This window comes from Streptomyces sp. NBC_01446, assembly GCF_026340095.1.
Lineage (GTDB): Bacteria > Actinomycetota > Actinomycetes > Streptomycetales > Streptomycetaceae > Streptomyces > Streptomyces aureus.
In genome coordinates this window covers 5639570-5654300 of the sequence record NZ_JAPEPO010000001.1, presented here as the reverse complement: position 1 = coordinate 5654300, position 14731 = coordinate 5639570, and the positions used below count along the sequence as shown (strand labels likewise).

The window sequence follows — 14731 nt, the reverse complement described above, 5'->3', positions numbered from 1 at the left end:
CGGGTCCCCCGACGCCGCATCCTAAGTTGTCCCCTCCCTGCGCGGGATGCCCTCTGGGACAATGGCTCCATGACCGAACGCAAGCCACCCGACGTCAGCTTCGAGTCATGGGTCGACAAGCAGATCCGCGACGCGGAGCGTGCAGGAGACTTCTCCCACCTCGCCGGAGCCGGCAAGCCGCTGCCGGGCACGGCCGACACGACGTACGACGAGAACTGGTGGATCAAGCAGAAGATGGCCCGTGAGGGCTTCTCCGTGCTGCCCCCTTCACTCGCCCTGCGCAAGGAGGCCGAGGACGCGCTCGCCGAGGCGGCGCAGGCCCCTTCCGAACGGATCGTCCGCAAAATCGTCACGGACATCAACGTCAAGATCCGCGACATGATGTTCAAGCCCCCGCCGGGCCCGCCCCTCGGCCTGAAGCCGTACGACGTCGAGGAGATCGTCCGCGACTGGCACGAGCGACGCGGGACGCCGGGGACCTGACGCCGATCTCACGCGGTGGTGAGCGAGGATGGGCGCCATGAGCATCGTGAAGATCAATGTCCTGACCGTCCCGGCCGAACAGCGCGAGATCCTGGAGAAGCGCTTCGCCTCGCGCGCGGGCGCGGTGGAGAACTCGGACGGCTTCGAGTGGTTCGAGCTGCTGCGCCCGATCGAGGGCACGGACGACTACCTGGTGTACACGCGGTGGCGTGACGAGGCGTCGTTCACCGCGTGGATGGAGGGCTCCATGAAGGAGGCCCACCAGGGCGGCGCGGACCGCCCGAAGCCTGCGGCCAGCGGGTCCTCGGTGTGGTCGTTCGAGGTCGTGCAGCAGGCTTCTCCCAAGTCGTAGTGGAGTAGTGGAGTGGTGGGCTAGTAGACCGTCGTAGCTAATTTTTGGGATAAAGGTGACGTAGTTTGGTGCGTGCGTCGTGGGTGGTGAACTGCCAGTTCACTTGGCGTTGGTCGGTGTTGGTGGCGTTCTGCCAGGCTGTGAGTTCGGTGTTGAGGATGTCGAGGTCGTTGATCCGGCGGTCGAGGCATTGGCGGGTCAGCGCGGAGAGTTCGATCTCGGCGATGTTGAGCCATGACCCGTGTTTGGGCGTGTGGTGGATCTCGAGGCGTTGGGCCAGCGCGAAGGCCTCTTCTGGTTCGAAGGCCTCGTACAGTGAGGCGATGGTGTGGGTGTTGAGGTTGTCCATCACCAGCACCACGGCCTCGGCGTCGGGGTAATCCACGCTCAGCAGCTGTTTGATCTGGCCGGCCCAGTCGATCCGGGTCCGCTGGGACAGTGCCTGAACTCGACGCCACCCGCGCAGGGGTTCGACCCACACGAAGATTGAGCACGTGCCGCAGCGGATGTACTCGCTGTCCTGGCAGGTGTCGTGGCCAGGGCGGGCCGGGAGCGGGGCGCGGGCATGGTCGAGGAGCTGGTAGGGCTTCTCGTCCATGCACACCACCGGACGTGCCGGGTCATAGGGCCGGGCATAGATGGCCAGCACGTCTTCCATCCGGGCCGCGAACTGCGCGTTCGCCTTCGGTGGGATGGTCCAGCACTTCTTCAGATGAGGACGCAGTTCCGTTTTTTTAAGACCCGCCCGATGGTGGAGTGATCCAGATCGGGGATGTCCTCGACCAGCGCGACATGCTTCTCCAGCAGCCGCAGCGACCACCGGGTATAGCCCTGGGGTGGCTGTGAGCATGCCATCGCGATCAGCCGGGCTTCGACCTCACCGGTCACCGGCGAGGGTACCGGCGGCAGCTCGCGCTTCTTCCGGGCGATCGTGGCGTGAACATCGCCACCGGTCTCGGCGAACCGCTTGGCCACCAGCCGCAGTGTCTCGCCCGAGACTCCGGCCCGGGCCGCGACCGCGTCCTGCGAGCCGATCGCGCCTGCAGAGGTGTCGAGCGCGAGCAGCACCCGCGCCCTTCTGATCACCGAGGCTGGATGGATACCCGTCGTGGTTACCCGAACCAGCTCTTCACGATCAGCCGCGGTCAGCACCACCGGCCTCTTCTTCTGCGAACCCATCACCCCAACTCCCGTCCGGCAGAAGGGAAGCAACATCTGCCGGACCCCACCATCCCAACCAAACAACCCAGAACTAAGCAACGACACGCTACTAGAGGCGATCCGCCTCGGTGTCCTCGGTGAGCACCAACCAGCGCCGCCCGTCGATGAGTTCGCGGGCGGCGTCCAGGTGCCCTGCGTGGCAGGCGGTCTCCGTGATGACGTGCAGCAGGACGTCCCGGTGGCTGTGCAGGTGCGGCGGCCCGAAGAGGTGGTGCGGCCACCAGGCCAGGGGCGCGTCCGCGGGCGTGGCGGCGATGATCCCGTCCGCGCGGTCCGTCTCGCGGCGGTACCGCTCCAGGACCTCGGACGCCGGCAGGTCCGGGTCGGCCTGCCAGGCGTCCTCAATGGCGTCGAGGCTGCCGATGACGGCCTGATCACCCGTCAGAACCGCCTGGAACCAGAAGCGTTCGACGTCGAGCGCCAGGTGCTGGACCAGTCCCAGACACGTCCAGCCGGACGGCAGGACGGGCCGCCGCAGCGCGTCGGGGCCGAGTCCTTCGATGATGCCCAGGATGTGGCGGCGCTGCCCGCGCAGGGCGTCGAGCAGCGCCCTGATCTCGCCGGTCTCGGGGCTGGTTCCGGCACCGGTCTCGGCACCGGTCTCGTCGGGAACGGATACGTCGGTCACGGGTACGTCGGTCACAGGTACCGAGGATGTCCGAACCCCGGGTTCCTGTACAGGTCGAAACCACTTGCGCCCGACGCCGCCCCTTCGCCGACAATGCCCCCATGACTTCGCCGTGGACCGTCACCCCTGAGCCGTTCGACTCCGCCGTCGCCGCGGAGCTGTGGCGCGCGTACTACACGGAGGTCAGCGACCGCTGGTACCTGCTGCACGAGGGGCGCACCACCGACCCCGACGAGCTGGAGCGCGAGGTCGCCGCCGACACGGGTGCCTATCTCGCTGCGCCGGGCGGGGTGTTGCTGGTCGCGCGGTACCGGGGCGAGCCCGCCGGGACCGCGGGCGTGCGGATGATCGACGCCTCGACCGGCGAGCTGAAGCGCGTCTTCGTACGGCCCGAAATGCGCGGGAAGGGCGGCGGCTCCGTGCTGCTCGCGCAGGTGGAGAGCGCCGCGCGGGATCTCGGCGCCGAGCGGGTCCTCCTCGACACCCGGGGCGACCTGGTGGAGGCCCGGATGCTGTACGCGCGGCACGGCTACCAGGAGACGGCGCCGCACAACGACGAGGAGTACGCCGAGCACTGGTTCACCAAGAAGCTCGTGCGGGACGCGTAAGCAGCGTCAGGCGCCGGCCGCCAGTCCGTCGTGCGGGCGCTCCGCGTCGGACCCGCACAGCTCCGCGTTGAGCTCCTCCACGAGTTTCGCCAGGTCCGTCGGCCGGTCCGGGCCCCACCAGTCGCCCAGCAGTTCGGCGAGCGACTCCTCGCGGGACGCGGACAGCCGGGCGGCGACCTCGCGGCCCTCGTCGGTGAGGACGAGGTCGAGGCCCACGCGCGTGGCGAGGCGCCGCCCCTCCACCTCCCTGGACGCCGCGATGATCACGGGCAGCGGTACGGCACTGTGTTCGGCGAGCGCCGACGGCTCCGCCCACCCGTAGCGCTTCATGCGCAGCAGGAGCCAGCTCGAGGCGGGCAGCAGGTCGTAGCCGGCCCGTTCGGTGATCTTCTCGTAGATCTCGCGGCGCCCCTCCCGGGTGCCGAGCACCGACAGGGCCCGCGCCACCTCGTCGCGCGATGAGCGCTGTACGGGGTTGCTGGCCAGGGTCTCCGTCCCGTCCGGCGCTGTGACCGAGCCGCGCAGCTTGTCCTCGCGCAGGAACCAGGACAGTACGAAGGCGACGAGGGCGACCGGGGCGGCGTAGAGGAAGACGTCCGTGATGGACGACGCGAAGGCGTGCAGGACCGGTCCGCGTGCGACGGGCGGCAGCTGGCTGATGCCTCTCGGGTCCGACTGGAGCGCGTTCACATCGACGCCTGGAGGCAGGCTGCGGCCGGCGAGGGCGTCCGTGAGTTTGTCGCCGAGGCGGCTCGCGAAGATCGTGCCGAAGATCGCGACACCGAAGGAGGCGCCGATGGAGCGGAAGAACGTCGCGCCGGAGGTGGCGACGCCCAGGTCCTCGTACGAGACGGCGTTCTGCACTATCAGGACGAGGACCTGCATGACGAGTCCGAGGCCCAGGCCGAAGACGAAGAAGTAGGCGCTCATCTCGCCGGTCGAGCTGTTCTCGTCGAGCTGATGCAGGAGAAGCAGGCCGAGGGCGGTGACGCCGGTGCCGACGATGGGGAAGACCTTCCAGCGGCCGGTACGGCTGACGATCTGGCCGGACGCCGTCGAGGAGAGCAGCAGTCCGATGACCATCGGCAGCATGTGCACGCCCGACATCGTCGGCGAGACGCCCTGGACGACCTGGAGGAACGTCGGCAGATACGTCATCGCGCCGAACATGGCGAAGCCGACGACGAAGCTGATCACCGCGGAGAGCGTGAACGTACGGATGCGGAACAGCTTCAGCGGCAGGACCGGTTCGGCGGCCCGCCGCTCCACCTGGACAAACACGACGGCGAGGACGACGCCGAGTAGCGCGAGACCGATGATCTGCGCCGAGCCCCAGTCCCAGGTCGTCCCGCCGAGCGAGGCGACGAGGACCAGGCAGGTCGCCACGGAGGCGATCAGGAACGTGCCGAGGTAGTCGATCGTGTGCTTGGCGGAGCGTACGGGGATGTGGAGCGTGGTCGCGATGACGGCGAGCGCGACGACGCCGATCGGCAGGTTGATGTAGAAGACCCAGCGCCAGCTGAGGTGTTCGGTGAACAGCCCGCCGAGCAGCGGGCCCAGCACGCTCGTCGCGCCGAAGACCGCGCCGAACAGCCCCTGGTACCTGCCCCGGTCACGCGGCGGCACGATGTCGCCGACGATCGCCATGGACAGGACCATCAGGCCGCCGCCGCCCACTCCCTGGAGTGCGCGGAAGCCGATCAGCTGCGGCATGTTCTGCGCCATGCCGCACAGCGCCGAGCTGATCAGGAAGATCACGATGGCGATCTGGAAGAGCTTCTTGCGGCCGTACTGGTCGCCGAGCTTGCCCCACAGGGGCGTGGCGGCCGTCGAGGCCAGCAGGTACGCGGTCACGACCCAGGACAGGTGTTCAAGGCCGCCGAGGTCGCTCACGATGGTCGGCAGCGCCGTCGAGACGATCGTCTGGTCGAGCGCCGCGAGGAGCATGCCGAGCAGCAGCGCACCGATCGAGACCATCACGCTGCGGGGCGCGTGGCCGCCTCCGATGGTGGAGCCGGTGCGGTCAACGCCTGGGCCTGCCGTCAGGTCCGTACGGGGAAGGCCCCCGCTAGCGTCCTGGGTCATGGACACCTCCTGAGACACCACGCCGGACACGGCCGGCGGGGGCTCTGCCATCTACCAGAATGGTGGGTGCGTCCCGGTTTGGCCTGTTGAGGCCGGGGGCTCAGGAGGGATACGGCGGCACGGGCGCGGCGGACGGTGCGGCACAGGCCCGGCGGACGGTGTCAGGCTCGCCGGTTCAGGGCTGCGGGACTCGCCGATACAGGGGTCGAGGGCTCACCTGTACAGGGGTGCGGGTCAGCCGATGTGCAGCAGGATCTCGCCGGCGGCGCCCGCTTCGACCCGTACCTGCGTCAGGTCGTCCACGACCACCGTGGGGCCGTGCGCGCCCGCGCGGGGGCCGACGCCGACGACGCGCATCCCGGCGGCGCGGCCGGCCGCGATCCCGGCCCCCGAGTCCTCGAAGACGACGCAGTCCGCGGGGTCGACACCGAGCTCGGCGGCGCCCTTGAGGAACCCCTCGGGGTCAGGCTTGCTGGCGCCGACGCTCTCGGCGGTGATGCGCAGGTCCGGCTGGGTGAGGCCGGCGGCGGCCATGCGGCGGGTGGACAGGGCCACGTCGGCCGAGGTCACCAGGGCGTGCGCGAGGCCGCCGTCACGCAGGGAGGCCATGAATGCGGCGGCGCCCGGCACGGGGACGACGCCGTCGATGTCGGCGGTCTCCTCGGCGAGCATGCGCGCGTTCTCGGCGTGGTTCTCGGCCATGGGGCGGTCGGGCAGGAGGAGCGCCATGGACGCGTAGCCCTGGCGGCCGTGGACGACCTTCATGACCTCGACGGCGTCGAGCCCGTGGCGGGCCGCCCAGCGCTGCCAGCAGCGTTCGACCACCGCGTCGGAGTTGACCAGCGTGCCGTCCATGTCGAGCAGAAGGGCGCGGGCGGACAGAACAGTGGTGGCCGTCATCGGCGGGGTCCTCCAGGCGTAGGAACAAGGTGACCCCGCCCACCGGTCAGGGTGAGTGGGCGGGAGCCACTTTGTTCCTCAACTGTACAAAACAGGATGGCGACTACGCCAGCGGCCCTGGTCAGGGCCGAATCCACGGCTTACGCCACCGCTTCATAGAGGCTCCAGACGCCCATGCCGAGCATCAGGATCGCGGCGACCTTCGTGATGAGCGCCAGCGGCACCCGCTTCATCAGGGCCTTGCCGCCGACGATACCGAGGCCCCCGACGGCCCACAGAGCGAGGACGGCGCCGAGGCCGACGGAGAGCGGGTCGTCGTAGCGGGCGGCGAGGTTCGCGGTCATGATCTGCGTCAGATCACCGAACTCCGCGACCAGGATGAGCATGAAGCCCGCGCCGGAGACCTTCCAGAAGCTCTGGTCCCCGGGCTTGCGGACCTCTTCCTCCTCCTCATCCTTCTTCATCAGGAGGACGGCCGCGCCGCCGAGGAACAGCACACCGGTCAGGGCGTGCACGAGCTGCTGCGGCAGCAGGGTCAGGACGCTGCCCGCCGCGACGGCGAGCGCGACATGGACGGCGAAGGCGGCGGCGACACCGGCGAAGACGTACGAGGCGCGGTAGCGGGTCCCGAGGACGAGTCCGGCGAGCGCGGTCTTGTCGGGGAGTTCGGCCAGGAAGACGATGCCGAAGACAACCGCCATCACGCTGATGCTGATCAAGATTCCTCAATCGGTCGGGCTGCCCCGCCGAGAGTTACGTAAGTCCTGTACGACACCTCGGCACGGCAGCGCTCAGGTGCGGACACGGGTGTGCACGCAGGTGAATCACTGCTTTGCCGAAGGTCTCGCTGGCCGGACCGGGTCTACGGGTCCTGCCTCCGGGCGCCGGCTCAGAACGAGCTGAGCAGTATGTCGACGGTCCGGCGAAGAGCTACTCCCCTTCTGCGCCGCCCATCGTACGCGAACGGCTGAGCGAATCGACATGACCCGCGTCACGCCCGGAGACGCCACCCCGGTACCACCGGCCCGCACCCGAAGTCCCGCCCGCTCCACCAGAAGTCACGTCCGCCCCCTTGATGTGTACGCGTCGTTGACGCGACCCTGTCACTCGGCGCACACCTCCCGGAAACCCCGGGGCGCCACCATGGCCGGGCCCGCTCGGCCAACTTCCCCCCACTTCAAGGGAGTTCACATGCGCATGTTCTACGCGCGTCGACGCGCCGCCGCACTCGGCGCCGTCACCGCCGTCGTCTCCGCCCTCACTCTGCTGAACGGCCCGGCCGCGCAGGCCGCTCCCCCCACCCCGGTCAGCGGGGCCACCGCCCGCACGTACCTCTCCGAGCTCACGGTCAAGGCCGAGGGCTCCTCCGACGGCTACAGCCGCGACCTCTTCCCGCACTGGATCACCCAGTCCGGCGCCTGCAACACCCGCGAGGTCGTCCTCAAGCGCGACGGCACGAACGTCTCGCAGGACTCCAGCTGCGCGGCCACGTCCGGCAGTTGGTACTCGGAGTACGACGGCGCGACCTGGAGCGCGGCGGCCGACGTCGACATCGACCACATCGTCCCGCTCTCCGAGGCCTGGAAGTCCGGCGCCAACGCCTGGACGACCGCCCAGCGCCAGGGCTTCGCCAACGACCTGACGCGGCCCCAGCTCATCGCCGTCACGGACAACGTCAACCAGTCCAAGGGCGACCAGGACCCGGCCAAGTGGATGCCGTCGCGCGCCGCGTACAAGTGCACCTATGTCCGCATGTGGGTGCAGGTGAAGCACTACTACAACCTCACGGTGGACTCCGCCGAGAAGAGCGCGCTGACGTCGTACCTCAGCGGCTGCTGAACTCTCGTGCCGCGGATCTGAATCCCGGCCTGCCGGAACCTCCCCGCCGGCCTCCGTCGTTCCGTACCCTACGGGGCGACTGAGGAGGCTGATCACGTGGCACGGCTGCGACTTGGACCGCTGCTGAGATACGTGGACGAGTCGTCGGCGACCGTCTGGGTCGAGGCGAGCCGTCCGTGCACCGCCGAAGTGCGCTGCGCGGACGGCTCGTCAGGCCGTGCCCGCACGTTCCAGATCTGCGGCCACCACTACGCGCTGGTCCCGGTGACGGGCCTCACACCGGACAGCGCGACGGCCTACGAGGTGCTGCTCGACGGCGCCCCGGTCTGGCCGCTCGCCGACTCGCCCTTTCCACCGAGCACGATCCGCACGCCCGCGTACGACGACGCGGCCCGCCCCGTCCGTATCGCGTTCGGCTCGTGCCGGTGGGCCGCGGCGCCCGCCGACGGCCACGATCCCGTCGGCCCCGACGCCCTGGACACGCTGGCCACCGAGCTCGCCTCCGCACCTGATGCCGAGCGCCCCGACGTCCTGCTCCTGCTCGGCGACCAGGTCTACGCGGACGAGACCTCACCGGCCACCCGCCGCTACCTCGCCGCCCGCCGCGACCTGCGCGACGCCCCGGGCAATCAGGTCGCGGACTACGAGGAGTACACCCGGCTCTACTACGAGTCCTGGCTCGACCCCGATGTGCGCTGGCTGCTGTCCACGGTCCCCAGCTGCATGATCTTCGACGACCACGACGTCATAGACGACTGGAACACCAGCGCCTCCTGGCTCGCGGAGATACGGGCCACCGACTGGTGGAACGAGCGGATTCTCGGCGGCCTCATGTCGTACTGGGTCCATCAGCACCTGGGCAATCTGGCGCCCGCCGAACTGGCCGCCGACCCCGTGTACGCGGCGGTGCGCGCGGACCCCGACGGGACGGACACACTCAGGGAGTTCGCCGCCCGCGCCGACACCGACGCGACCTCCGTCCGCTGGAGCTACCGGCGCGACTTCGGCCGCGTACGGCTCCTCATGGTCGACACGCGGGCCGCCCGCGTCCTGGCCGAGACGGACCGGTCGATGCTCGACCCGTCGGAGGCGGCGTGGCTGCGGGAGCAGGCGCTGGAGGGGACGGGGGCGCCGTCGGACGGCACCTCAGGGGCGTACGACCACCTCCTGATCGGGACCTCGCTGCCCTGGCTGCTGCCGCATCTCGTGCACGACGCCGAGAGGTGGAACGCCGCGCTGTGCCGGGGTGAGCGCGGTGCGCGCTGGGCCCGGTTCGGCGAAAAGCTGCGCAGGCGGGCCGACTTGGAGCACTGGGCCGCGTTCCCCGCGTCGTTCGACGCGCTGACGGCGCTGATCGCCGAGGCGGGCGGCGGCGAGGGCGCACCGGCGACGGTGTGCGTACTCTCCGGCGACGTCCACCACGCGTACGTAGCCGAACCCTCCTGGCCCGACGGCGCGGCGGCCCCGGCCGCGCGCGTCCTCCAGCTGACCTGCTCACCGGTGCACAACTCGATCCCCGGCACGATAAAGGTCGGATTCCGCTTCGGCTGGAGCCGCTTCGGCCGCTCTCTCGGACGGCGCTTCGCCCGACACGGCCGCCTCGCCGCTCCCCCGGTCTCCTGGCGCAAGACGGGCGGGCCCTGGTTCGGCAACCAGCTGATGACACTGACCCTGCGCGGGCGCACGGCACGCCTCCGCCTCCAGCAGGCGCAGGCGGCGCCGGGCGGACAGGCCGGACTGCAGGAGGCGGCGGACGCCGTGCTGAGTGAATGACCGTACTGAGTGAATGACGTGAATGACCGTGCGTGACCAGGGCTGTCGCCCACGGGGCCGCCCGGTGAAGATACGGCGTACACCCGGACTCCGCTCTTCCCTTGACAGGGCGACCCGGCATGATGAGCGGACGTTCCGCTTCCAGCAGCCCCACATGCCCCTGGAGTCCCTCTTTGTCCGCAGTGTGCTCGGCGCCGGCCGCAGCGATAGTCGGCGCGGGCCCGCGCGGGACCAGCGTCCTCGAACGACTCTGTGCCTCCGCCGGCGAGCTCCTGCCGCCCGGCGCCCGCCTCACCGTCCACGTCGTCGATCCGGCGCCGCCGGGAGCCGGCAGCGTCTGGCGGACCTCGCAGGCGCCCGAACTCCTGATGAACACCGTCGCCTCACAGGTCACGTTGTTCACCGACGACAGCGTGGACTGCTCGGGCCCGATACGCCGGGGGCCGAGCCTGCACGAGTGGGCCCAGCGCCAGGGCCTCGCCCTCGGCCCCGACGACTACCCGACCCGCGCCCTCTACGGCCGGTACCTGGAGTGGGTGTTCGCCGAAACCGTGGGCTGCGCACCCGACGCCGTACGCGTCGAGGTCCATCGCGCGCGAGCCGTGCGTCTCGACGACGCGGACGACGGCCGCCAGACCCTCGTACTCGACAACGGGCGTGAACTGACCGGCCTGTCCGCCGTCGTCCTCGCCCAGGGCCATCTGCCCACCGCCGCGAGCCCCGCCCAGACGCGTCTCACCGAGTACGCGCGGCAGCACGGCCTGCGCCACATCCAGCCCGCGAACCCGGCCGACCTGGACCTCTCCCCCCTCTCCCCGGGCGAACCCGTCCTGCTGAGGGGCCTCGGCCTCAACTTCTTCGACCACATGGCGCTGCTCACCGAGGGCCGCGGCGGACGTTACCGCCGCACATCGTCGGGGGAGTTGCGGTACAAGCCCTCGGGCCGCGAGCCGCGCCTGTACGCCGGTTCGCGCCGCGGCATCCCGTACCAGGCGCGCGGCGACAACGCCAAGGGCCCGTACGGGCGCCACGAACCCGCCGTCCTCACCCCCGAGGTCATCGCCCGCTTCCGCGAGCGCGCGGACTCCGGGGACGCGCCGGACTTCCTGGGCGAGATCTGGCCACTCGTCGCGAAGGAGGTGGAGACCGTCTATTACGAGACCCTGCTGCGACGCGCGGGAGCGGGGGACACCGGTTTCCGCGAAGGCTTCCTCGCCGCGCCGCACCAGAGCTCCGAAGAGGCCGACGTCCTGTACGAGTTCGGGATTCCGGAGGTTCTCCGCTGGTCCTGGGACCATGTCTCCCGGCCGCACGCGGAGCTCTCGTTCGGCTCGCCCGACGAGTGGCGGACCTGGCTCCTGGCCCATCTGCGCGAGGACGCGGCGCACGCCGCGCTCGGCAACGCGGACGGTCCCGTGAAGGCCGCCCTGGACGTGCTGCGCGACCTGCGCAACGAACTGCGCCAGGCCGTCGACCACGGCGGGATCGGCGGCGCGTCGCGCCGCGACCACCTCGACCGCTGGTACACCCCGCTCAACGCCTTCCTGTCGATCGGCCCGCCCCGGCGGCGCATCGAGGAGATGAGCGCGCTCATCGAGTCCGGCCTCCTGACCGTGGTCGGGCCGCGCCTGGACGTGCGGGCCGAGGACGGCGCGTTCGTCGCGCACTCGCCCGATGTTCCCGGGTCATCCGTGAGAGCCACCACACTCGTCGAGGCGCGACTGCCGGAGACGGACGTGGCGCGCACCGGCGACCAACTGCTCGCCGGGCTCCTGAAGACGGGCCACGTCCGGCCGCACACGCTCGACGGTTACGCGACGGGCGGGGTGGACGTCACACCACGCCCGTACCGCCTGATCGACCGTCAAGGCAGGCCGCACGCACGGCGGTTCGCGGTCGGCGTGCCCACGGAGGGGGTGCACTGGGTGACCGCGGCGGGGGCCCGGCCGGGGGTCGACTCGGTGACCCTTTCGGACGCGGACGCGGTCGCGCGAGCGGCTCTGCGGACGGCTTCCGGGGAGCGTGCGGAACCGGGCACGGAGCAGCTCTCGCGGCCAAATGTTGAACTTGCAAGCGTTGATTAGGGTCCCCTAACCTGTGGCCTCCATCGGTTCGTCCCCAACCGACACAAGGAGTCCCCCCATGACTGGACGTCTCAACAACGCCCAGCCTTACGCCCTCGGCCTGTTCCGCATCGTCGTGGGCCTGCTCTTCGCCTGCCACGGCGCCGCCTCGCTCTTCGGCGTCTTCGGCGGAGCGATGGGCGGCGGCACCGTCCCCGCCGGCACCTGGCCCGGCTGGTACGCGGCCGTCATCCAGCTCGTCGGCGGCACCCTCGTCGCCCTCGGCCTCGGCACCCGCGCCGCGGCCTTCATAGCCTCCGGCTCAATGGCCTACGCGTACTTCAAGGTCCACCAGCCGGAGGCCCTGTGGCCGCTCCAGAACGGCGGCGAACCGTCCGCGATGTTCTGCTGGGCCATGCTGCTCCTGGTCTTCACCGGCTCCGGCGCGCTCGGCCTCGACCGGCTCTTCACCGCCCGCGGCGAGAGCAAGGCGGAGCGCCCGGCCGCCTCGGTGTCCGCCGCGGAGCGGGAGCCCGCCGCGGCTTGATGGGGTGACTGCTTGATGGGGGGTACCGGTGCGCGCCGCGTGCCGGTACCCCCTGCCCTCGGTCCCGCTGCCCGCCGTCCCGCTGCCCGCCGTCCCGTTGCCTGGCGCGAGCACGGCCGCCGCCACGGCTCCCTCCACGATTCCTGCCACCATCGGCCGCTCCTCCAGCTTTCGCCCGTCAGCCGCCCCGGGCCGGCTCTCCCGTCCCGTCGTTCGCACGGGGATACCGGGGCGTACCGCCCGTGCGACGCGGCACCCGGGTGAACGTGACCTGGAGAACACCTGAGCCCCTGGTGGCCCTCCAGCCACAACCGAGGCGTACGCTGTACAGCTGTCATCAGCCGCCCCTGCCGCTCCCCGCGACACCGCGGCGTCAGTCGCCGACCGGGGAATTCACGAACACGGATCACGGGGAGTCGCGGGTGCTGGAGAGTGTGGGGTCGCTGACGGGCGGTCCGTGGATCTACGCGGTGGTGGCCCTCTCGGTACTGCTCGACGTGTTCCTGCCCGTCCTGCCGAGCGGCGTCCTGATCATCACCGCGGCCACCGCCACGGCGGCCGGCACGGGGGCGGCGGCCGGGCAGGTGACGCACGAGGTGCCGTCCATCCTGGCGCTGACCCTCTCGGCGGCCACGGCGTCGGTACTGGGTGACCTGGTCGCGTACCGCATCGCCTGGCGCGGCGGCGAACGCCTCGACCGTGCGATCGCCCGATCCCGCCGCCTGACCAGCGCGCAGGAACGTCTCGGCGGGGCGCTGGCGCGCTCCAGCGGCGGCATCCTCGTGGTCATCGCCCGCTTCGCCCCGGCGGGCCGCTCGATCGTCTCGTTCGCGGCGGGCACGGCTCATCGCCGGGTCCGCGAGTTCCTGCCGTGGTCCGCCCTCGCGGGCGTGGCCTGGGCGGGCTACAGCGTGGCCCTCGGCTACTTCGGCGGCCAGTGGCTCGGCGCGAGCTGGCTGGCCACGGGGGTGTCACTGCTCGCGCTGTTCGCGGCGGGGGCGGGGGCGGCGTTCCTCATGCGGCGACCGGCGGAACGGGCGAGCTGACCCATCCAGGCCCAGGCCGGGACCCGGCCCGCCCCTAGGCTGCGGACTCCGGGGCCAACTGGCGCCCCTGGCCACGGATTTCGAGCCCGTCGAGCAGCTCGGCGGTCGCCTGGGCGACGACCTCCACGGCCCGGTCGAACACCTCCTTGTTGTGCGCGGCGGGCGCCCGAAAGCCGGACACCTTGCGCACGTACTGCAGGGCTGCGGCCCGGATCTCCTCCTCGGTGGCCTCTTCGGGGAGGACGGGCGGGCGAAGGGTCTTGATGCTGCGGCACATGCCTCCAGTCTCGCGCGCATCCCCGCCCTCGCGCACGCCTTCGGAAAGAACGTACGTTCGAAACACACGTACGAATGAACACGGCCCTCATCGCTCGCCTCAAGAAATCGAACAGGCGTAGCATTGCCGCGTGGCAGCGACCTATGACTTCCCGAGTGACCTCCTGGCGGGCCAGGAGGAGCTGCACCAGGTCAGGGCGGAGCTCCTGACCCTCCTGAAGCGGCTTCCCTGGTCGGTGGACCCTCTCGACGGGTTCAGCGACGACCACGGCTGGCGCAAGCGCGAGCGCCCCGCATCCCCCGGCTGGACCCCGGACGAACAGGCCGAAGTCGAAAAGCTCCGCCAGCGGGAGCGCGAGCTGGCGGTCTTCGTGACGTGCCACCGCTACTGGAAGGACGTATCGGGCCCGGAGACGGTGGACGCCCGCATGCGCCTCAAGCGGGCCCACGAGACGGACATCCCCACCCCGGAGTAACCGAACCCGGCCGACCCCCTCAGGCGGAGCAGCGCTCAAGCGGAGCAGCGCTCAAGCGGGGCAGCGCTCAAGCGGGGCGACGGTCAAGCGGCCTCACGCATGGCGGCGGCCCATTCGACCACGAGCGCCTCGTACTCAACCCGTTCCTCCGCGCTCAACCGCCCCCCGGCGCGCAGCCAAAGGGCACGTATCTGCTCGTTCACCTCGGCGGCAGGCCGCACGGTCGCGGGTTCGGAAGTCGTGGCCATAACGTGAAGCCTACGTCCACGCCCGTGAAGGCCGCGTGAAACCCCCGCAGAGTGACGGAAGTTACGACGTCAGGCGCACCGCCCGCCGACAACACACCCACCCCACACGGACATTCCACCCTCCCCCGGGCCCATATAACGGAAGACTCCTTCACGTTCCCTTCACATGACGCATAATGCCCTTTC

The 14731-nt window shown here is 70.5% G+C and carries 17 protein-coding genes; 9 read left to right on the top strand and 8 right to left on the bottom strand.

The genetic code is table 11. From position 1 onward, the window contains the following. Positions 1 to 69: 69 nt before the first annotated feature. Together OG456_RS25295 and OG456_RS25290 are read left to right on the top strand one after the other, a co-directional pair. Positions 70 to 483 (top strand): DUF1992 domain-containing protein, encoded by a 414-nt coding sequence (locus OG456_RS25295; RefSeq protein ID WP_266564725.1) that lies wholly within the window; start codon positions 70 to 72, stop codon positions 481 to 483. 37 nt (positions 484 to 520) lie between these two features. After that, positions 521 to 835, top strand: coding sequence for an antibiotic biosynthesis monooxygenase (locus OG456_RS25290; RefSeq protein ID WP_227294460.1), 315 nt, complete (start codon positions 521 to 523; stop codon positions 833 to 835). A gap of 37 nt (positions 836 to 872) precedes the next feature. On the opposite strand, the gene OG456_RS25285 is transcribed toward OG456_RS25290, so the two are convergent. The 3 genes from OG456_RS25285 to OG456_RS25275 all read right to left on the bottom strand — a co-directional run bounded on the left by OG456_RS25285 (position 873) and on the right by OG456_RS25275 (position 2612). Next, on the bottom strand, positions 873 to 1655 hold the full coding sequence (locus OG456_RS25285; RefSeq protein WP_266564700.1) for an IS630 family transposase: 783 nt from the start codon (positions 1653 to 1655) through the stop codon (positions 873 to 875). Further along, positions 1544 to 2014 carry a helix-turn-helix domain-containing protein gene (locus tag OG456_RS25280; protein WP_266564698.1) on the bottom strand — a complete coding sequence of 157 codons (471 nt, stop codon included), beginning with the start codon at positions 2012 to 2014 and terminating at the stop codon, positions 1544 to 1546. The genes OG456_RS25285 and OG456_RS25280 overlap by 112 nt, the downstream gene beginning before the upstream one ends. 91 nt (positions 2015 to 2105) lie before the next feature. Then, positions 2106 to 2612 carry a DinB family protein gene (locus OG456_RS25275; RefSeq protein WP_266569421.1) on the bottom strand — a complete coding sequence of 169 codons (507 nt, stop codon included), beginning with the start codon at positions 2610 to 2612 and terminating at the stop codon, positions 2106 to 2108. A 173-nt stretch (positions 2613 to 2785) separates the two neighbouring features. Between OG456_RS25275 and OG456_RS25270 the strand changes: the two genes are divergently transcribed. Next, positions 2786 to 3292 (top strand): GNAT family N-acetyltransferase, encoded by a 507-nt coding sequence (locus OG456_RS25270; RefSeq protein ID WP_266564696.1) that lies wholly within the window; start codon positions 2786 to 2788, stop codon positions 3290 to 3292. 6 nt (positions 3293 to 3298) lie between these two features. On the opposite strand, the gene OG456_RS25265 is transcribed toward OG456_RS25270, so the two are convergent. From OG456_RS25265 to OG456_RS25255, 3 genes are all read right to left on the bottom strand, one after another. Further along, positions 3299 to 5269 (bottom strand): MDR family MFS transporter, encoded by a 1971-nt coding sequence (locus OG456_RS25265; RefSeq protein WP_266569420.1) that lies wholly within the window; start codon positions 5267 to 5269, stop codon positions 3299 to 3301. 342 nt (positions 5270 to 5611) lie between these two features. After that, a complete protein-coding gene (locus tag OG456_RS25260; protein ID WP_266564694.1) occupies positions 5612 to 6277 on the bottom strand; it encodes an HAD-IA family hydrolase in 666 nt (221 codons plus the stop codon). Between the two features lie 140 nt (positions 6278 to 6417). Next, the gene (locus tag OG456_RS25255) at positions 6418 to 6996 is read right to left on the bottom strand and encodes a TMEM165/GDT1 family protein (RefSeq protein WP_266564692.1); all 579 of its coding nucleotides are present in this window, start codon (positions 6994 to 6996) and stop codon (positions 6418 to 6420) included. 472 nt (positions 6997 to 7468) lie between these two features. Between OG456_RS25255 and OG456_RS25250 the strand changes: the two genes are divergently transcribed. The 5 genes from OG456_RS25250 (at position 7469) to OG456_RS25230 (ending at position 13545) form a co-directional block, all read left to right on the top strand. Then, positions 7469 to 8116, top strand: a complete 648-nt coding sequence (locus OG456_RS25250; RefSeq protein WP_266564690.1) for an HNH endonuclease family protein — start codon at positions 7469 to 7471, stop codon at positions 8114 to 8116. 96 nt (positions 8117 to 8212) lie between these two features. Further along, a complete protein-coding gene (locus tag OG456_RS25245; protein ID WP_266564688.1) occupies positions 8213 to 9889 on the top strand; it encodes an alkaline phosphatase D family protein in 1677 nt (558 codons plus the stop codon). Between the two features lie 173 nt (positions 9890 to 10062). Continuing rightward, a complete protein-coding gene (locus OG456_RS25240; RefSeq protein WP_266564686.1) occupies positions 10063 to 11973 on the top strand; it encodes an FAD/NAD(P)-binding protein in 1911 nt (636 codons plus the stop codon). 58 nt (positions 11974 to 12031) lie between these two features. Continuing rightward, positions 12032 to 12499: a DoxX family protein gene (locus OG456_RS25235; protein ID WP_266564684.1), complete on the top strand. Its 468-nt coding sequence runs from the start codon at positions 12032 to 12034 to the stop codon at positions 12497 to 12499. 422 nt (positions 12500 to 12921) lie between these two features. Then, positions 12922 to 13545, top strand: coding sequence for a DedA family protein (locus OG456_RS25230; protein ID WP_266564683.1), 624 nt, complete (start codon positions 12922 to 12924; stop codon positions 13543 to 13545). A gap of 34 nt (positions 13546 to 13579) precedes the next feature. Here the strand turns inward: OG456_RS25230 and OG456_RS25225 are convergent, their stop codons facing one another. Then, entirely contained in the window at positions 13580 to 13822 is a 243-nt protein-coding gene (locus tag OG456_RS25225; RefSeq protein WP_266564681.1) for a DUF2277 domain-containing protein, read from the bottom strand. Positions 13823 to 13952: 130 nt separating this feature from the next. Here OG456_RS25225 and OG456_RS25220 point away from each other — a divergent pair, with 130 nt between their 5' ends. Next, entirely contained in the window at positions 13953 to 14297 is a 345-nt protein-coding gene (locus OG456_RS25220) for a hypothetical protein (RefSeq protein ID WP_266564679.1), read from the top strand. 83 nt (positions 14298 to 14380) lie between these two features. Here the strand turns inward: OG456_RS25220 and OG456_RS25215 are convergent, their stop codons facing one another. Then, entirely contained in the window at positions 14381 to 14545 is a 165-nt protein-coding gene (locus tag OG456_RS25215) for a hypothetical protein (protein WP_165914432.1), read from the bottom strand. Between the last annotated feature and the right edge of the window lie 186 nt (positions 14546 to 14731).